The organism is Oceanobacillus sp. MO10714A, from assembly GCF_037072045.1.
In the GTDB taxonomy this organism is placed as follows: Bacteria; Bacillota; Bacilli; order Bacillales; family Amphibacillaceae; genus Oceanobacillus; species Oceanobacillus indicireducens.
The window spans coordinates 146,467-164,926 of sequence record NZ_JAXHDC010000001.1; the positions used below are offsets into that span (position 1 = coordinate 146,467).

An 18,460-nucleotide genomic window follows, 5' to 3' on the forward strand; every position below is an offset into this window, starting at 1 on the left:
AGCGAACTTAATTTATCCCCTTAGTTGCTATTACTTTGGGGAAAGTGATATGATGAAACGTATGTTAAAGTTCGGCAGGAGAGTGATTAAACTTTGAGTAAACGAGATTATTATGATGTTCTAGGAATAGATAAAGGAGCATCTAAAGATGAGATAAAGAAAGCGTACCGTAAGTTGGCAAGAAAGTATCATCCAGATGTGAGTAAAGAACCGGATGCCGAAGAGAAATTTAAAGAGGCGAAGGAAGCCTATGAAGTATTGAGTGATGACACGAAAAGGGCGCAATACGATCAGTTCGGTCATGCTGGTGCTTCCGGGCAAGGTTTCGGCGGATTTGGAAATGCACAAGACTTCGGAGGTTTCGGTGATATTTTCGATATGTTCTTTGGAGGCGGTGGAAGAAGCCGTGATCCGAACGCACCAAGACAAGGTGCTGATTTGCAATATACAGTAACACTAGAATTTGAAGAAGCTATATTTGGTAAAGAACTCGATATAACCATTCCAAGGGAAGAAGAATGTAGTACTTGTCATGGAAGTGGTGCCAAGCCTGGAACAACGCCGGAAACCTGTTCCCACTGTCATGGTTCAGGACAGTTAAACCAAGAACAGAATACACCATTTGGCAGAGTTGTTAATCGCAGAGTTTGTCATTACTGTAATGGGACAGGTAAAATCGTTCGAGAAAAATGTTCAACCTGTCATGGTGACGGCCGCGTGAAGAAGAGCCGTAAAATCCACATTTCTATACCTGCTGGGATTGATGAAGGACAACAGATCCGTGTTGCAGGAAAAGGAGAAGACGGTGTTAATGGAGGGCCACCAGGAGATTTATACGTTGTCGTTCGTGTGAAACCACATGATTATTTCGAGCGGGATGGCGACCATATTTTCTGTGAGCTCCCACTAACATTCACACAAGCAGCTTTAGGAGATGAAGTCGAAGTACCTACTGTTCATGGGAAAGTTAAGCTGAAGATACCTGCTGGTACACAAACAGGTAAAACATTCCGTTTACGTGGTAAAGGTGTCGCAAACGTTCGCGGTCGCGGTCAAGGAGACCAGCATATTCAAGTTCGTATCGTAACACCGACGAAATTAACTGAGAAACAGAAAGAACTTCTAAGAGAATTCAATGAAATCGGTGGTAATGATTCAACCGAAGAACAAGACACCAATTTTTTTCAGCGTTTTAAAAAAGCATTTAAAGGTGATTAATAGATGTTGCGGTTTCCCGCAACATCTTTATACATATCGAATCCAATAGGTTAGGATGGATAAAATGAACTGGACAGAAATTTGCATTCATACAACGAACGAAGCAATTGAATCCATTTCCTATATATTGCAAGAAACTGGAGCAAGCGGATTAGTTATAGAAGATCCACTTGACTTGGTAAAAGCGAAAGAAGCACAATTTGGCGAAATATATGAGCTGGATCCACAAGATTATCCGGATGAAGGTGTCCGGATTAAAACTTATTTACCTGTCAATAGCCATTTAAAAGACACGATTAATGAAATTACAAAAAGGATTAATGCATTAGCAACATTTCACGACCTAGGAAAAAATGAAATTGTCTTAACTGATGTTCATGAAGAAGATTGGGCAACGGCATGGAAAAAATACTATAAGCCTGTTCAAGTGACTGATACGATAACTATTAAACCGATTTGGGAAGAGTATCGACCTGCAAATGAACATGAAGTCATTATTGAAATGGATCCCGGAATGGCATTCGGTACAGGTACTCACCCGACAACTATCTTAAGTATCCAAGCACTAGAAAAGTATTTAAAGGCGAAAGACAAGGTTATTGATGTCGGCTCCGGTTCTGGAATTTTAACAATCGCTGCTGCTAAATTAGGCGCGGCAAAAATCCATGCATTTGATTTGGATGAAGTTGCGGTGAAGAGCAGTAAGGCCAATATTCAATTAAATGACTTGGCGAGCGAGATTACCGTGGAGCAAAATGATTTATTAAAAGGAATACACTTAGATGCTGACGTCATCGTTTCTAATATTTTAGCTGAAATCATTGTGAAGTTTATTAACGATGCATGGAATAATTTAAAGGCAGGCGGTTACTTTATCACTTCCGGAATTATTAAGGATAAGCAAGAAATGGTTCTTGGAGAATTAAGAAGACAAGGTTTTGAAGTTATAGAACAGAATGAATTGGAAGATTGGATTTCTATTATAGCAAGAAAGCCCAAGCAATCTTGATGGTCGGTAGGTGAAAGGCATGCAAAGATATTTTATCCTCGAAGATGAACAATGGTCAGACGAAGCGGTAACGATTATAGGAGATGACGTCCATCATATATACAGAGTCATGCGGAGTCAACCGGGTGATCAAATTATTTGCACAGGACGCAATGGAGCTACAGCGATTTGTGCAATTGAAGCAATATCTAGCAACCAGGTAACCGCGAGGATTATGGAATGGGTTCGGCAAGATGTTGAACTGCCGATCAATGTGACGATTGCACAAGGATTGCCAAAAGGGGATAAATTTGAGTTGATTCTCCAGAAAGGAACTGAGCTTGGTGCAACTTCTTTTATCCCCTATAAGGCGGAACGCTCGATTGTTGTTTGGGATGAGAAAAAAATGCGCAAAAAACAGCAGCGTTTTGAGAAGATTGTCAAAGAAGCTAGCGAACAGAGTCATCGTTCCCTAATCCCAACCATTCAAGATTCTGTAACTTTGAAACAACTGCTTGAACTTAGTAAACAATATGATGCTTGTATTTTCGCTTATGAGGAAGAAGCTAGATCAAGTGATTTTCAATCTTTTGCAACAGTGTTAAAGAAGCTGGAACGGGGAATGAACCTTATCATTTGCATCGGTCCAGAAGGCGGCTTTTCCGAGAATGAAGCTAAAGCTTTAACGGAACGCGATTTTCAGGCAGTTCGTTTTGGCCCAAGGATTCTTCGTACAGAAACAGCAGCAATTTATGCTTTGGCTAGTATTTCTTATCATTTTGAGGAATTAGAGTGGGATACGTAAGTGGCAAAGGAATGACAGAACAAGAAATCTATTAAATCTTTTCTTTTCAAAACTTTAAGTTGACCAGCACGCCTGCTTATATTATAATTTAGGAAGCATGTGACTTGATTTTCATATGTAGAAATTTTTGTTTTTTGCTTCGGAGGGAGGGAAACAAGCATGTCAAATTCAACTCGCGTACGTAAAAACGAGTCTCTTGAGGATGCTCTTCGTCGCTTCAAGCGTAATGTATCGAAAAGTGGTACATTGCAAGAATATCGCAAGCGTGAACACTATGAAAAACCTAGCGTAAGACGGAAGAAAAAATCGGAGGCAGCAAGAAAGCGTAGATACTAAGAAGAGGGTGTTAGCGTAAATGACTCTACTTGAAAAGCTTAATCAAGATATGATTCAAGCGATGAAGAAGAAGGATAAAGATACCCTTACTGTAATTCGCATGGTAAAGGCTTCGATTCAAAATGAATTGATCAAGCTAGGAAAAGAACATCTTTCGGAAAATGAAGAACTAACAATTTTGTCCAGAGAGCTCAAACAAAGAAAAGAATCCCTCCAGGAATTTACTTCTGCGGATCGAGCAGACCTTGCTGACAAGGCTCAGTTTGAAATAGAAGTGTTAGAGCAGTATATGCCGAAGCAACTTTCTATAGAGGAAACGGAGAAAATTGTAGAACAAGCTATTCGAGAAGCCAATGCAACATCGATGAAAGATATTGGAAAAGTAATGGGGAAAGTAATTCCATTAACCAAAGGTAAAGCAGACGGCTCTCAAGTAAAGCAAATAGTTGAAGAAAAATTGAAGTGAAAGACGAGTTAGCGTGCTAACCAGTCTTTTATACCCTTAAAATGGTCCCGATTATTATCATGGTGATAATCGGGACCATTTTTTAAGTTTTATACATATTTTCATAACTGGAGGATATGTGGTAGTATTTTAGTAGGAAACGGTATCTTCTGCAAAAATAATTGAAAAAGTGAAACATATGATTGTTTTTATCCGTATAGTAAGATACCAATGAAGGGGGTGTTTAAATTGCCTGCCAAAAAGATCTTGCACTACATATTATTAACATTACTTGTAATCTTCATTTTCCTTCCAACTTTTACGAACAAGGCTCATGGGGAAGGAACTGGAAAGCTTGTCTATGTTATTCCAATTGAACGCGAGGTGGAACGAGGACTTGAAGCGTTTTTAAAACGAACGACTAATGAAGCGATTGAGTCAAATGCCGACCATATCATATTTGAAATCAACACACCTGGAGGGAGAGTGGATTCTGCTGGACAAATTGCAGAACTATTACAAAGTCTGGAGATCCCGACCACTTCATTTATTGTAAACGAAGCACTTTCAGCAGGCTCCTATATTGCCCTTAACACCGATACTATTTATTTCAGGCCACATGCAACCATGGGGGCAAGTGGGGTAATTACCGGGGATGGAAATGCTGCCGATGAAAAAGCGCAATCCGCTTGGTTAGCATCCATGAGAAGTGCTGCTGAATCAAAGGGGAGAGATCCGTTATATGCTGCTGCAATGGCAGACCCTTCCATTGACTTGCCTGAATACGGGGCACCCGAAGGTAAGTACCTTACACTTGGTCCTAATGAAGCGGTGGAGGTAGGGTATGCGGAAGGGATTGTCAATCATCGTACAGAGTTATTGGCAGAGCTTGATTTGACAAATGCGACAATCGTTGAAACAGAAACGACGCTCGCGGAAGAAGTAGCAAGATTTTTAACTCACCCGACTGTCATTCCGATATTGCTTTCAATCGCAAGTCTTGGACTCGTTCTTGAGCTGTATTCTCCTGGATTCGGTATACCCGGAACAATGGGAATTATCGCACTTATCCTGTTTTTCTATGGTCATATTGTCGCTGGACTAGCTGGAATGGAAGCCATTATACTCTTAGTTGTCGGAATCATTCTCATCGTTTTGGAATTCTTTTTACCAGGTGGTATTGCAGGCCTGTTGGGAATCGGTGCAATATTAGGCTCCTTATTCATGTCAGGTTATGATCTCGGTCATATGGCACTTAGTATTAGTATTTCGTTTATTATTGCGATTATTGCTGCGATATTCCTATACCGAAGAATTGGGGCGGATAAAGGCTTGTTCCGCCATATCATATTAAAAGACCAGACAACAACGGAACTTGGGTATGTATCAAGTGTAAACCGTCTCGAGTTGATCGGTATGGAGGGGGTGGCGCTCACCCCTTTACGTCCCTCTGGAATCGGCTCATTCGGTGATGAATATATCGATATTGTCTCAGAAGGCAGCTTTATCGATAAAGGGAAAAAGATTAAAATAGCGAAAGTAGAGGGAATGCGAATTGTGGTTCGAGAGATAATAGAATAAAAAAATGATTGTTTTAGGAGGAGTTTTTATGGGTTTTGATATTTTTCCACTGATAATTATTGCAGTGATTATTATTGCGCTTGCAATCTTATTCACGTTCATTCCGGTCACACTGTGGATTAGTGCACTCGCAGCGGGTGTTAAAGTGAGTATCTTCACACTAATCGGGATGCGTTTACGTCGGGTTGTGCCGAGCCGGGTGATTACTCCACTCATAAGAGCACATAAAGCAGGACTTAATGTATCAATCAATCAGCTAGAGAGTCACTATCTTGCTGGTGGGAACGTTGATCGTGTTGTAAATGCACTTATCGCATCACATCGTGCGAATATTGAACTTCCATTCGAAAGAGGAGCAGCGATTGACCTTGCTGGTCGTGATGTTTTAGAAGCGGTACAAATGAGTGTTAACCCAAAGGTGATTGAAACCCCCTTTATTGCAGGTATTGCCATGAACGGGATTGAGGTAAAAGCTTTGGCACGAATTACTGTAAGAGCGAACATTGACCGTCTAGTCGGTGGTGCAGGTGAAGAAACAGTAATTGCCCGTGTTGGTGAAGGGGTTATTAGTACAATTGGTAGTTCTAAAACACATGAACAAGTGCTGGAAAATCCTGATTCCATTTCCCACACTGTACTTGCTAAAGGGTTAGATGCAGGAACAGCTTTTGAAATACTTTCAATCGATATTGCTGATGTTGATATCGGTAAGAACATTGGTGCGACGCTACAGACCGACCAGGCAGAAGCAGATAAGAAAATTGCTCAAGCGAAAGCGGAAGAGCGCCGAGCAAGTGCTGTTGCCCTAGAACAAGAGATGGTTGCAAGAACACAAGAGATGCGCGCGAAGGTTGTGGAAGCTGAAGCAGATGTGCCGCGTGCCCTTGCAGAAGCACTACGTTCAGGCAATATGGGTGTCATGGATTATATGAATTACCGCAATATTGGTGCGGACACAGAAATGCGCGATACAATCGGTAAATTGACAGAAGACCATGATGATAACAATTAATCACTTCTTTGTTTCCGGTAAAGGAGGGAAGTAATGGGCGAGATTTTCGAATTTATATTTGAAAATATGTTCCTGGTTATTTTGATCATCTCAGGAATTATCGGAATGCTCTCAAGCAATAAAGAACAACAGAAAAAACAGCAACAACAACGCCCAAATCGGCCACAGCAGCCACAGACTGGACGCCAAGGGCAACCAAGACAAGCTCCCGCGTCAACTCGGAAAGAAACCGTACGAGAGCGCCCTAAAGAGGTTGTGACGACTAAAATAGAGCCAGAACCGAAAGAAGCGACGGTAACCCTCGCTACACCAAAGGGGATGGAAGAAGAACAGCAGGCTCAAATCGATCGATTACAGGAAAGGTATAGGGGAGCCGCAGATGTAAACACCACGGATGGGAATATTGATGACTTCATCAGCCGTCAACAAATGGAAGTATTGAAAAGCTTATCGGAGGAGCAGGAAGTATTAAAGAAAGATATCCGCCGGAGCTTGAAGAACAAAGGTTTGATTAACGGAATTATTATGGCCGAAGTATTAGGTAGACCTCGTTCTTTGAAACCTTACCAAAGTGTCACATCCGAGCGTTATAAAAGATAAAAAAAGCCATTAGCACATCGATTTACTCGGTGCAAAGCTAATGGTTTTTTGTTTTTATCAAGGTCTTAATCATTTCAGTCGTTCATACATATAGAGAAGAGGGGGATGTATCCGTGAAAAAATGGCATCTGAAGTTCCGCAACTTAATGGTTAACTATTTAGCACTTCCTTCCGATATTTTGCTGGAGTTACCGCGACTAACGATGATCGGCAACTTCCACCTGTATATTGAGAATCATAAAGGACTAGAAACATATTCCGAGACAGAATTGAAATTAAAAACGACGAATGGATATGTACAAATACTCGGTACTTCCTTTGTCTTGAAACAAATGCTCCCAGAAGAAATTTTGCTAGAAGGAGAAATTGAAGAAATAAAATATATACCTAGTTCATTGTAAAAGGAGGACATATGAAATCTGTAAAAGGATCCTATCTATCAGGAGTTGTAGAGATTCAAGTCACAGGTGACCATCCGGAGCAATTCTTGCAACAATGCGCGCGGAATGGAATTATGCTTTGGGAAATTAAAAAAGTTAATGTTAACCAATGTACAGCAAGCGTGTTGCTTAAAGATGTGAAAGAAATCCGCAAACTTCGCCGTGGAAGCAAATTTAAAATCCATTTTTTGAATAAACATGGGTTACCTTTTTTTAAGAAAAGAGTCGGCAGAAAAAAACCTTTGTTAATCGGTCTTCTGCTTAGTTTATTATTATTCTTTATCCTCTCCAATATGGTATGGCAAGTAACGGTAACAGGAGTGCCGGAAGAATTGGAAAATAAAATCAAAGAACAATTAACTAGTTATGGTGTTTATCCAGGAGCGTTTACTTTCTCAATCGAATCTCCTAATCAAATCCAACAATTATTGCTCGAAGATGTGCCGGAATTGCTTTGGATTGGTGTGGATAAAAAAGGGACAAGTTTTTATCTTGAAGGGGTGGAGAAACTCATCATCGAAAAGGACGAGCCAGCAGGTCCAAGGCATTTAGTTGCTGGTAAGAGCGGTGTTATTCAATATATGTATGTGAAAAAAGGAATGCCTGAAGTAACGGTCAATGATGTGGTCGAGAAGGGGGATGTACTTGTTTCTGGAGCAATTGAAAAGCTGAATATCAATGATGAGAATGATGAGGAAGAAGATAAGCAGGAATTCGAATTGGTTGCTGCAGATGGTGAGATTATCGCAACAACTTGGTATAAAGCTGAAGTGAGCGTCCCTTTAACAGCAGAGCATGTTGAATTAACTGGCAATACGAATGAAAAATACCGAATTAAATTCGGTTCACTATCTATTCCGATTTGGCCACTTACTCGTTTTGAACACTTTGAACATGAGTTGATAGAAACAGATGAATATCAATTAGATATTTTTGGCTGGCGTCCTCCAATCTACTTTACAGCTGAAAAGAGGCTTGAGAGTACTCCTTGGTACAGTGAGAGAACGCGAGAAGAAGCAATACAGACCGGTATTCGCCAAGCTAAAAATGATTTGCAAAGAAGGCTTGGGAAAGATGCTGAAATTATCACGGAAAAAGTTTTGCATGAAACCATCCGTCATGGTAAAGTAAAACTAAGCTTGTACATCACGGTAGAAGAAAATATAGCTGTTGAACAACCGATAAACCAAGGAGATTAAGTATGGCAGGAAATTTAACTGATATTGATTTACAATTACAAGATCCAACCGAAGCGCTAGCTTTATTCGGAAACAATGATAAGCATTTAAAACATTTGGAATCCCTTTTGGATATCCGTATTGTTTCACGCGGAGAGAAAGTACAAGCTTCAGGCAGTGTGGAAGCGGTTGAAGTACTGAAACAAGTGCTGTTCTCTTTACTTTCTTTAATTCAAAGAGGCATATCGTTTTCGGAAAGAGATATCGCCTATGCGGTAGAGATGGCTAGAAAAGGAACGATCAATCAATTTGAAGCATTATTTGAAGATGAAATTACGAAGAATATGAAAGGAAAGTCCATTCGTGTAAAGACATTAGGCCAAAAAGTATATGTGGACCGAATACGGGCAACAGACTTAGTATTTGGCTTTGGTCCTGCTGGAACGGGTAAAACGTATTTAGCCGTTGTGATGGCTGTCGATGCGTTGAAGAAAGGTCTTGTGAAGAAGATTATTTTAACAAGGCCTGCTGTTGAGGCAGGTGAAAGCCTTGGTTTCTTACCAGGTGACTTAAAAGAGAAAGTTGACCCGTATTTACGTCCGCTTTATGATGCGTTGCACGATGTTTTAGGAGTTGAACATACGGCAAGGTTAATTGAGAGGGAAGTTATTGAAATTGCCCCGCTCGCTTATATGCGTGGAAGAACATTGGATGACGCTTTCGTTATTTTAGATGAAGCCCAGAATACAACACCAGCTCAAATGAAGATGTTTTTAACCCGACTAGGCTTCGGGTCAAAAATGGTGATTACTGGTGACATCACGCAGATTGATTTACCAAAAGGAGTGCACTCCGGTCTTCGGATTGCGGAACAAATCCTCCAGAATGTAGAGGGTATTTCTTTTGTGTACTTGAAAGGGTCCGATGTTGTTCGTCATCCGCTCGTTCAGCGGATTATTCATGCATATGAAAATAATGATACGAATCAGTAAGACCTGCTCTGTAGGTCTTATTTTCACTTAGGGGGTAAGTGGAAAGTGAAAAAGAAAAAGAATTTATTCCAAAAAGTAGAGAAATGGCTGGGAAATAGAACAAGCTTATTTTTAATTGTCGTTGCTGTGTTCATACAAAGTATTTTCTTCTTTTTCATTTCCTTAAATAATGTCTACACGGAAACGTATGACTTACAACGATTTGCTACAGCGAATACGACGATCCGTTCACCCGTAACGATTGAAAATGAAGTGGAAACAGAGAGAAAGACGAGGGAAGCGGTCCAGCAAATCGGTGACAGGTATTCGATATCCGAACAGGTCAATAACGAAAGGATCGGTTATAGTGAGGAGATATTCGATGCAGTTCTTTCTCTAAACGATGAATCGGATAAGACCAAGGACAAAGATAAACAGGTGAAAGAAGGAGAGAGCGAAGAGGAAGCTGCCGAACTATCGACGGAGGAGAAAATTGACCGATTAAGACAAGTCCTCTCCGAAGAAATTGTACTAGAGGCGAGTGCCGATTCCTTTCGTGCATTGATTAATCAACCGCGGGAGGAAATCGAAAAGGCTAAAAAGCTTTTTATCACTAGTGTAAAAGAGGTAATGGAAGAGGGAGTCCGAACAGAGAATTTGCAATCGGCTAGAGTCATTGTCGAGGATGAAATAAAGTATTCAGAACTCGATCCTGTTCTTAAAGATGCGCTTATCGAGTTTGCAAACTTTATCGTAACAGAAAACTCATTTTTCGATTTGGAAGCGACGAATGAAGCACGAAAAATTGCTGCCAGCAATGTCGATCCGGAAATGATAAAAGCCGGGGAGATCATTGTCAGTGAAGGTCAAGTGATTACGAATGAAATATATGAACAGCTGCAACTTGTCGGTTTACTTGATGGGGAACGTAATTTTTATCCCGTCATCGGTTTAGTTCTGTTGTTAATTATACTTGGCAGTATTTCAGTCGTCGAGATTAATAAGTTGGCCAAACGTGAAACAATGAATAAGCGCGTATTAGCCGCACTGTTAACGATAAGTTTCATTGTAGTTACATTAATGAAAGTTGTCAGTCTGTTTTCGACGGATAACAACCAACTGTTCTATATAATGCCTATTGCCATGGGAGCCCTTTTATTGAAGTTATTCATCAGTGAACGGCTGGCGATCATTATGGCAGGAATTTATGCAATTATAGGTACGGTGATATTCAATGGACTTATTCCAGGGGCATTAAATATTGAAGCAGGAATTTATTTCTTCTTTTCCCAACTGGCAGGAATTATTTTCTTCCCGCAAGTGAAAGACCGCTTAGCTATTTTAAAGGCGGGACTGGGAATTATACTAGTGAATATCCTGACTGTATTACTATTTCTATTCTTGTCCTTTGAAAAATATACGTTAATTGACTTTTTCCTAAACTCAGCATACGGACTTGTTTCCGCATTCTTAGCTGCAGTGCTGACAATCGGTCTTTTACCGTTCTTTGAGACAGGTTTGGGTATCTTATCAGACACGAGATTGCTGCAGCTCTCAAGCCCGAATCAGCCCTTACTTAAGAAATTGTTAGTTGAAGCACCGGGCACTTACCATCATTCTGTCATGGTTGCGAACATTAGTGAGACGGCATGCGAGGCGATTGGTGCAAATGGATTGTTAGCAAGAGTCGGTGCGTATTATCATGATATTGGAAAAACCGTCCGTCCGCAGTTCTTTATTGAAAATCAGTTATCTAATCAGAACCCGCATGACCGGATGGATCCAAAAGAAAGTGCAAAAATAATCATTAGCCACCCTTATGATGGGGTAGAGATGTTGAAGGAGAACAAATTACCGAAAGAAATTATTGAGATTGCAAAGTCACATCATGGAACTTCATTGCTCAAGTTCTTCTATTATAAAGAGAAAGAGAAGAATCCAGATGTGCAGGAAGAGGAGTTCCGTTATCCTGGTCCCAAACCGCAATCGAAAGAGGCTGCTGTTGTCAGCATTTGTGACTCCGTAGAAGCTGCTGTGCGGTCGTTATCTGAGCCGACCGAAGAGAAAATTGAAGAGATTGTTGCAGCAATAATGAGTGATAAAATAGCGGATGGCCAATTGGATGAAAGTCCACTAACATTAACGGAATTAAAAGTCATTCAACGGACAATTTGTGATTCATTAAAAGGTTTTTTCCATTCAAGAATCCAGTATCCAAATAGGGAGGAAAAATAATGCATATCGATTTTCATGATAAAACCAATTTATTACCAGCCGACCAGGTGGATCTATTGAAACGTCTCTTGGAATTTGCTGCAAAGCGGGAGGGGGTCTCCAACGAAGCGGAGATGTCCGTTAATTTTGTCCGCGATGGTGAAATCCAAGAATTGAATCGTAACTATCGGCAGAAGAACACACCGACAGACGTCATATCCTTTGCCATGCAGGATCGTGTGGACGGAGAGATGCATATCCAAGGAGTGGATATACCTATTATACTTGGCGATATCGTTATCTCCGTCGACCGGGCACAGGAACAAGCGGATGAGTATGGGCACACTCTAGAGCGGGAAATTGCTTTTCTGACCATCCATGGATTTCTGCACTTACTTGGCTATGATCATATGACAGAGACAGATGAAAAGGAAATGTTTGCGAAACAAAGAGAGATATTGAGTGAGTTTGGCATTGAAAGATAAGAAAGGAAAGGTCGGCTTTCATCATGCTTTTGCTGGAATCAGGGCCGTATTTAAATCGGAATGGAACTTTCGCTTTCATGTAAGCATCATGGTGCTGGTTCTTGCTGCTGGGCTACTATTCGAGCTGTCGCAGCTCGAATGGGCACTCATTATCATTGTAATCGGGCTGGTTCTTCTAACGGAACTTTTAAATACGGCGATCGAAAAGATGATTGATTATCTGCGCCCGGAGATTCATCCCGATGCCCGCTTCATTAAAGATGCGGCTGCAGGTGCTGTCCTTGTCAGTTCCATTGTTTCTGTACTAGTCGGAGTAATTATTTTTCTCCCAAAACTCCTATCCATCTTCTAGCATACTCAGCTGATTTCTTTCATTCAGCGTAAGTGCAACCTTCTCCTGGAAGTCCGCAGTCCAGACACCTCTCGCTTTCCGCAGGCGGCTGGTGAGCCTCCTCGGGCTGTCGCCCTGCGGGGTCTCACCTATGCCTATCCTCCTGCTGGAGTCTCGAGGTGTCTGGACTGCTCCTAGGAAAAGTCCAATTTGGAGCACTATTTTTCATTTAAGGAATTAGAACTCTCACCATAATTGGGATAGTTTCCGTTAATAATAACGCTCTCTACCAGTTCAGTTGCCCGGTGGACGGTGACTCCTGCGGGAATAGCACGAGTCCGGAGACCCCGCAGGAAGCGAACTTCTTCCGAGGCAGACTGAGAACGCCACGTCCTGTGGCAACGTCTGCATTAGCACGTCCTGTGCGTCGAGGCTTCGGCCGTGCCCGTGGAAAGCATCCGTCCGCCGGGCAACTGAACGGCGATTAGAGCACCAAATTAAATAAACGAGCAAAGACACTTACGCTGAATGAAAGTGATTTATCCCCTGTCAGTTCTTCGGAAGTTTTTAGAACCTTTGTCGAAAGTAGAAAAAGCGATTCGTTTTATAGTATGATAATAAAAAACAAGACATCTTGGAGGAAAAATTACATGAAATCCAATTATAAATCGGGCTTTATCGCGATTATTGGCAGACCGAATGTGGGAAAGTCTACATTCCTTAATCACGTAATCGGACAAAAAATTGCCATTATGAGTGATAAGCCACAAACAACAAGAAATAAAATACAGGGTGTACTTACAACCGATGATTATCAAATGGTGTTTATCGATACACCAGGTATCCATAAACCGAAACACCGTCTCGGAGATTTCATGGTGAAAATTGCCGACAATACATTAAATGAAGTCGATGCAGTATTATTTATGATTAACGCAGACGAGGGTTATGGACGAGGGGATCAATTTATCATTGATCGTTTGGAAAGTGTGAAAAGCCCTGTCTTTTTAATTATTAATAAAATTGATTTAGTTTCACCAGAATCTTTACTGGGTATTATTGATGAATATAGGGAAAAAGGTGATTTCCAGGAAATTATTCCAATTTCTGCACTTCAAGGGAATAATGTCAATCGCTTATTAACCGAGTTGCAGAGTTATTTGCCGGAAGGACCACTTTATTATCCGCAAGATCAAATCACGGATCATCCGGAACGCTTTATTATTACAGAATTCATTCGGGAAAAAGCACTGCATCTTACGAGGGAAGAAGTGCCGCACTCGATCGCTGTCGCACTTGAAAACATGGAAAGACGAAAGGATGAAACCGTCTTTATTCAAGCGACAATCGTAACGGAAAGAAGTAGCCAAAAAGGTATTATTATCGGTAAGCAAGGTAGTATGCTAAAGAAAATCGGTCAAGAAGCCAGGAAAGATATTGAGCGTCTTCTCGGTTCGAAAGTATATTTAGAACTTTGGGTAAAAGTTAAAAAAGACTGGCGGAATAAGCAGAGCCAACTGCACGAATTAGGATTTAGACAAGATGAATATTAAACCATGGTAAAATTTAATACTTATTATTTTCAGCTTCATGGTCAATCTAGAAATAGAAGCATTTTCAAAAGAAAAAATAGAAAGGCGGGGTTTCTTGTGCTTGATATTACGTGGAAAGTATTTAGTCAGACAGGAAACATTGAAACCTATTTATTATACAAAGAACTGGAAAATGTAGATAATGAAGAGAATGATACAGATGAAGATGAATCAAATGAAGTTGAGACAACCAAAATGTAACCTAGGATTATGAAAGGAAAAGAGCTGAACAGCTTTGCTTGAAAAAATTGAAGGGATTATTTTAAAGACGATTGATTATGGCGAAACGAATAAAATTATAACGATATTCAGTAAGAATATCGGGAAATTCACCGCGATGGCAAGAGGGGCGAAGAAGCCTAGAAGCAGAATGGCTGCTGTGACGCAGCCATTCATTGCTGGTCAATTTTTTGTATATATCAATCCCGGTTTAAGTACAATTCGACAAGGTGAAATCTTGGAATCTTTCCGGCCACTGCGGGAAGATATTGAAAAAACAGCTTATACTGCTTATCTAATTGAACTGTCGGAGAAACTTCTTGATGATAAAACACCAGAGCCTTATTTATACGATCAGCTCTACCGTACGATGGAATGGATTGCGGAACACGATGAATATGATATCCCTATTTTGATGTATGAATTAAAAATATTTCAAAAAGGCGGCTTTGCGCCAACGCTTTCCCACTGTAGTAATTGTGGAAATAAAGAAGGACCTTATGCATTTTCAATAGGAGAAGGCGGCTTATTATGCAGGAGATGCTTGGCGCTTGATGACCGAGCTGTCCAATTAACAGAAATACAGGTAAAATTATTGCAAATGTTTCAAGCAGTTGGGATCGAGCAAGTCGGTGAAATATCGGTGAAATTAGAAAATCGTCAGTTATTTAGGCGGCTTCTTGATGCCTATTATGACCGATTTGGTGGATATTTCTTGAAATCGAGGAGATTTTTGAATCAATTAGATCAGTTTAAAGGATGAACATTGACATTATCCGTTTTCTGGATTATGATGTTACATATTTACAAAATAATATTTCACATGTGTTGAAGGAGAAAGTACTTATCAATAATTCTTCTCAAGCGAGTCCAGGATGGTGTAAGCTGGATGAAGATTGGATAAGGAAGAGGCACTCCAGAGCATGATAATAAAGTGACTCAAGAAACTTGGGTAAATAGGGTGGAACCGCGGTATAAAAGCCGTCCCTATGCTTGTAATAGACTACAAGCATAGGGACGGTTTTTCTTATGATTAAAAGGAGTAAAATGGAGGTACTGATAATGAATATTCAACAAATGATTCTAGAATTGCAAAAGCATTGGTCCGAGCAAAATTGTATTCTCGTCCAAGCTTATGATACGGAGAAAGGGGCAGGGACGATGTCACCGATGACGCTACTTCGGAGTCTCGGACCGGAACCGTGGAATGTTGCTTATGTGGAACCATCGCGAAGACCGGATGATGGTAGATATGGGGATAACCCAAACAGGCTGTATCAGCATCATCAGTTCCAAGTCATTATGAAACCATCACCTGATAATATTCAGGAACTATATTTGGAGTCATTAAAAAAGATTGGGATAGACCCACTGCAGCATGATATTCGTTTTGTAGAAGACAACTGGGAAAATCCTACGCTCGGTGCTGCTGGTTTAGGTTGGGAAGTATGGCTGGATGGGATGGAAATTACCCAATTCACCTATTTTCAGCAAATCGGTGGACTTGAAGCAAATCCGGTTTCAGTCGAACTGACATATGGAATAGAACGGTTAGCTTCATACATCCAGGATAAAGAAAATGTCTTTGACTTGGAGTGGAATGATGGTGTTACTGTAAGAGATATTTTTTATCAACCAGAGTTCGAGCATTCGACATACACATTTGAAGAATCGGATACAGCAATGCTGTTTGAATTATTTTCCATGTACGAGAACGAAGCAAAGCGGATTATGGAAAAAGGGCTTGTATTCCCGGCGTATGATTATGTCTTGAAATGTTCGCACACCTTCAACTTACTTGATGCGCGAGGTGTTATCTCTGTAACAGAAAGAACAGGCTACATTACAAGAGTAAGGAATCTTGCGAGAGGTATCGCGAAAACATATGTACAAGAACGGGAAAGATTAGGCTTTCCAATGCTTCAGAAAGGGGAAGAGGTAAATGGCTAAACATGTTTTATTCGAGATAGGAATGGAAGAATTACCAGCTCGCTTTATAGATGACGCGGAACTGCAATTAAAAGAAAAAACAGCCAAATGGCTAGAGGATTTAAGGATTGCGTATGACTCGATTACTTCTTTTTCCACCCCGCGTCGTTTAGCGGTACGAATTGAAAACATTGCTGACATGCAAACGACGATTGAAGAAGAGGCGAGAGGGCCAGCCCTAACCATTGCTAAAGACGAGAATGGAGAATGGACAAAGGCGGCAATAGGCTTTGCCAAAGGGCAAGGAAAAACGGTGGAAGACCTTGTGGAAAAAGAAGTAAACGGTAAAGCATATGTGTTTGTTACAAAACGGATTGAAGGAAAAGCGACCAACGAACTGTTACCAGGGTTTAAAGATATTATCACGTCCATCTCGTTCAGTAATAATATGCGATGGGGAACGAATACCTTGCGTTTTGCCAGACCAATTCGCTGGCTTGTTGCGTTGTATGGAAACGAAATTGTACCATTTGAAATTACTAAAGTCGAAACGAGCAATGTCACGTACGGGCATCGTTTTCTCGGTAAGCCAGTGACTTTAGAAGATGCGATGGATTATGAAAAGAAATTAAAAGAAAGTTTTGTTATAGCTGATGCCAAGGAACGGAAAGCACGTATCTTGGAAGGGATCGATGAACTGCAAAATGATCAATTTCAAGTGAGTGTTGATCAAGACTTGTTAGCCGAAGTGACGAACCTAGTCGAATACCCAACAGTCTTTAAAGGGGAATTCGAGGAAATGTTTCTTGATCTCCCAAGTGAAGTCCTAATTATCTCTATGAAGGAGCACCAACGATACTTTCCAGTGAAGTCCAAAGAAGGGAAGTTGCTACCTTCATTTATTGGAGTAAGAAATGGGGATGACACCGCTCTTGAAACAGTGATTAGAGGAAATGAAAAAGTATTACGCGCTCGGCTGCAAGACGCGGAGTTTTTCTATGAAGAAGATCAAAAGAATACAATAAATCATCATTTAGAGAAATTAACACGTGTCGTTTTCCAAGAAAAACTAGGTACACTTGCTGAAAAGACGGAAAGAGTTACTGCTTTAACCGAACGGATTGCAGAAGATCTGAACTTGCCTGCTAATATGATAGAAGATGCCTCGCGGGCAGCAGAAATCAGTAAGTTTGATTTAATGACGAACATGGTTAATGAATTTACTGATTTACAAGGGATTATCGGTGAAATTTATGCCTTGAATTTAGGTGAGAAAGAAGCTGTAGCAGCAGCTATCCGAGAGCAGTATCTTCCAACACATGCAAATGGCGACCTTCCCGATTCAGAAATTGGGGCAATCCTTAGTGTTGCTGAGAAGATCGACACGATTGTCGGGATTATATCGGTCGGTAAGATCCCAACAGGGTCTCAAGACCCCTATGCGCTAAGAAGGCAAGCAATCGGCGTTTTACGTATTTTAGAAGCTGGAAAATGGGAAATGAAAGTAGAGGACCTCTTACAACTTGCCTATGACTTATACGATGAGCTAGAGATTGAAAAGATCAGTGATTATAAAGAGAAAATCCATGAATTCTTCAAGCTGCGTGCTTCTCATTTGTTAAAAGAAGCTGGAATAGAACAAGATGTTTTCCAAGCTGTCATGGATAAGGAAATGGGCAACTTTACTTATGCAATGGCTAAAGCTCGTCATTTATCGAAAAAACGTCATGAAGAAGCTTTTAAAGAAAAGGAAGAAGCGCTTGTTCGCATACTAAACCTTGCTGATAAAGCGGAAAATAATGAAATCAATCCACAGGCGTTTGAAACGGATTCGGAAAAAGCGTTATTCGAACAATTTGAGTTATCGCGTAAAGCATTTAGTGACCATGATAAAGCACACGATGCCGTGAAAGCATTTGAGCAACTGGAGGCATTAGCCGACCCAATCCATGAATTCTTTGACAATAATATGGTTATGGCAGATAATATGGAATTAAGGAATAATCGGTTAGCACTCGTTGCAGCTATTTCCAGTTTAATTTTAGACTATGCAGATCTTGCTCTAATTGAGTGGAAACAACATTTCTAAAAGCTTATAGTATAACATAATTCCTTT

Annotated in this window: 19 protein-coding genes and 1 other annotated feature; all 19 genes read left to right on the forward strand. The window is 40.6% G+C overall.

The annotated features are described in order from the left end of the window. The first annotated feature begins 93 nt into the window (after positions 1 to 93). The 19 genes from dnaJ to glyS all read left to right on the forward strand — a co-directional run bounded on the left by dnaJ (position 94) and on the right by glyS (position 18,433). Positions 94 to 1,218 (forward strand): molecular chaperone DnaJ, encoded by a 1,125-nt coding sequence (gene dnaJ, locus SPD53_RS00755; protein WP_156856826.1) that lies wholly within the window; start codon positions 94 to 96, stop codon positions 1,216 to 1,218. Positions 1,219 to 1,282: 64 nt separating this feature from the next. Next, positions 1,283 to 2,227, forward strand: a complete 945-nt coding sequence (gene prmA / locus SPD53_RS00760; protein WP_156856825.1) for a 50S ribosomal protein L11 methyltransferase — start codon at positions 1,283 to 1,285, stop codon at positions 2,225 to 2,227. Between the two features lie 19 nt (positions 2,228 to 2,246). Then, a complete protein-coding gene (locus SPD53_RS00765; protein WP_336251368.1) occupies positions 2,247 to 3,011 on the forward strand; it encodes a 16S rRNA (uracil(1498)-N(3))-methyltransferase in 765 nt (254 codons plus the stop codon). A 159-nt stretch (positions 3,012 to 3,170) separates the two neighbouring features. Next, positions 3,171 to 3,347: a 30S ribosomal protein S21 gene (gene rpsU, locus SPD53_RS00770; RefSeq protein WP_156856823.1), complete on the forward strand. Its 177-nt coding sequence runs from the start codon at positions 3,171 to 3,173 to the stop codon at positions 3,345 to 3,347. Positions 3,348 to 3,366: 19 nt separating this feature from the next. Then, positions 3,367 to 3,813 carry a GatB/YqeY domain-containing protein gene (locus SPD53_RS00775; RefSeq protein WP_156856822.1) on the forward strand — a complete coding sequence of 149 codons (447 nt, stop codon included), beginning with the start codon at positions 3,367 to 3,369 and terminating at the stop codon, positions 3,811 to 3,813. 228 nt (positions 3,814 to 4,041) lie between these two features. Continuing rightward, entirely contained in the window at positions 4,042 to 5,373 is a 1,332-nt protein-coding gene (locus SPD53_RS00780) for an NfeD family protein (protein WP_336251369.1), read from the forward strand. A 28-nt stretch (positions 5,374 to 5,401) separates the two neighbouring features. Then, entirely contained in the window at positions 5,402 to 6,385 is a 984-nt protein-coding gene (floA, locus tag SPD53_RS00785) for a flotillin-like protein FloA (protein ID WP_336251370.1), read from the forward strand. 33 nt (positions 6,386 to 6,418) lie between these two features. After that, a complete protein-coding gene (locus SPD53_RS00790) occupies positions 6,419 to 6,985 on the forward strand; it encodes a hypothetical protein (RefSeq protein ID WP_336251371.1) in 567 nt (188 codons plus the stop codon). 113 nt (positions 6,986 to 7,098) lie between these two features. Further along, the gene (gene yqfC / locus SPD53_RS00795) at positions 7,099 to 7,386 is read left to right on the forward strand and encodes a sporulation protein YqfC (protein ID WP_336251372.1); all 288 of its coding nucleotides are present in this window, start codon (positions 7,099 to 7,101) and stop codon (positions 7,384 to 7,386) included. A gap of 11 nt (positions 7,387 to 7,397) precedes the next feature. Continuing rightward, positions 7,398 to 8,624, forward strand: coding sequence for a sporulation protein YqfD (gene yqfD, locus SPD53_RS00800; protein ID WP_336251373.1), 1,227 nt, complete (start codon positions 7,398 to 7,400; stop codon positions 8,622 to 8,624). A gap of 2 nt (positions 8,625 to 8,626) precedes the next feature. Continuing rightward, on the forward strand, positions 8,627 to 9,595 hold the full coding sequence (locus SPD53_RS00805) for a PhoH family protein (RefSeq protein WP_156856817.1): 969 nt from the start codon (positions 8,627 to 8,629) through the stop codon (positions 9,593 to 9,595). Between the two features lie 45 nt (positions 9,596 to 9,640). Beyond that, on the forward strand, positions 9,641 to 11,809 hold the full coding sequence (locus SPD53_RS00810; protein ID WP_188856477.1) for an HD family phosphohydrolase: 2,169 nt from the start codon (positions 9,641 to 9,643) through the stop codon (positions 11,807 to 11,809). After that, positions 11,809 to 12,273, forward strand: coding sequence for an rRNA maturation RNase YbeY (ybeY, locus tag SPD53_RS00815; RefSeq protein WP_188856476.1), 465 nt, complete (start codon positions 11,809 to 11,811; stop codon positions 12,271 to 12,273). Before SPD53_RS00810 ends, ybeY begins: the two co-directional genes overlap by 1 nt. Then, the gene (locus tag SPD53_RS00820; protein WP_336251374.1) at positions 12,251 to 12,625 is read left to right on the forward strand and encodes a diacylglycerol kinase family protein; all 375 of its coding nucleotides are present in this window, start codon (positions 12,251 to 12,253) and stop codon (positions 12,623 to 12,625) included. Before ybeY ends, SPD53_RS00820 begins: the two co-directional genes overlap by 23 nt. Positions 12,626 to 13,254: 629 nt before the next feature. After that, on the forward strand, positions 13,255 to 14,157 hold the full coding sequence (gene era, locus SPD53_RS00825; protein WP_336251375.1) for a GTPase Era: 903 nt from the start codon (positions 13,255 to 13,257) through the stop codon (positions 14,155 to 14,157). Between the two features lie 96 nt (positions 14,158 to 14,253). Beyond that, a complete protein-coding gene (locus SPD53_RS00830; protein ID WP_336251569.1) occupies positions 14,254 to 14,397 on the forward strand; it encodes a YqzL family protein in 144 nt (47 codons plus the stop codon). 34 nt (positions 14,398 to 14,431) lie between these two features. After that, entirely contained in the window at positions 14,432 to 15,178 is a 747-nt protein-coding gene (gene recO, locus SPD53_RS00835) for a DNA repair protein RecO (protein ID WP_336251376.1), read from the forward strand. Positions 15,179 to 15,234: 56 nt separating this feature from the next. Next, positions 15,235 to 15,407, forward strand: a binding site (T-box leader). Between the two features lie 70 nt (positions 15,408 to 15,477). Next, on the forward strand, positions 15,478 to 16,365 hold the full coding sequence (glyQ, locus tag SPD53_RS00840; RefSeq protein ID WP_336251377.1) for a glycine--tRNA ligase subunit alpha: 888 nt from the start codon (positions 15,478 to 15,480) through the stop codon (positions 16,363 to 16,365). Continuing rightward, positions 16,358 to 18,433 (forward strand): glycine--tRNA ligase subunit beta, encoded by a 2,076-nt coding sequence (gene glyS / locus SPD53_RS00845; protein ID WP_336251378.1) that lies wholly within the window; start codon positions 16,358 to 16,360, stop codon positions 18,431 to 18,433. Before glyQ ends, glyS begins: the two co-directional genes overlap by 8 nt. Positions 18,434 to 18,460 lie beyond the last annotated feature (27 nt).

Coding starts and splice junctions, on each gene's coding strand:
- prmA (WP_156856825.1), top strand. CDS start 1,283: ATGAACTGGACAGAAATTTGCATTCATACAACGAACGAAGCAATTGAA.
- era (WP_336251375.1), top strand. CDS start 13,255: ATGAAATCCAATTATAAATCGGGCTTTATCGCGATTATTGGCAGACCG.
- SPD53_RS00805 (WP_156856817.1), top strand. CDS start 8,627: ATGGCAGGAAATTTAACTGATATTGATTTACAATTACAAGATCCAACC.
- glyS (WP_336251378.1), top strand. CDS start 16,358: ATGGCTAAACATGTTTTATTCGAGATAGGAATGGAAGAATTACCAGCT.
- floA (WP_336251370.1), top strand. CDS start 5,402: ATGGGTTTTGATATTTTTCCACTGATAATTATTGCAGTGATTATTATT.
- glyQ (WP_336251377.1), top strand. CDS start 15,478: ATGAATATTCAACAAATGATTCTAGAATTGCAAAAGCATTGGTCCGAG.
- ybeY (WP_188856476.1), top strand. CDS start 11,809: ATGCATATCGATTTTCATGATAAAACCAATTTATTACCAGCCGACCAG.
- SPD53_RS00765 (WP_336251368.1), top strand. CDS start 2,247: ATGCAAAGATATTTTATCCTCGAAGATGAACAATGGTCAGACGAAGCG.
- SPD53_RS00775 (WP_156856822.1), top strand. CDS start 3,367: ATGACTCTACTTGAAAAGCTTAATCAAGATATGATTCAAGCGATGAAG.
- rpsU (WP_156856823.1), top strand. CDS start 3,171: ATGTCAAATTCAACTCGCGTACGTAAAAACGAGTCTCTTGAGGATGCT.
- yqfD (WP_336251373.1), top strand. CDS start 7,398: ATGAAATCTGTAAAAGGATCCTATCTATCAGGAGTTGTAGAGATTCAA.
- SPD53_RS00790 (WP_336251371.1), top strand. CDS start 6,419: ATGGGCGAGATTTTCGAATTTATATTTGAAAATATGTTCCTGGTTATT.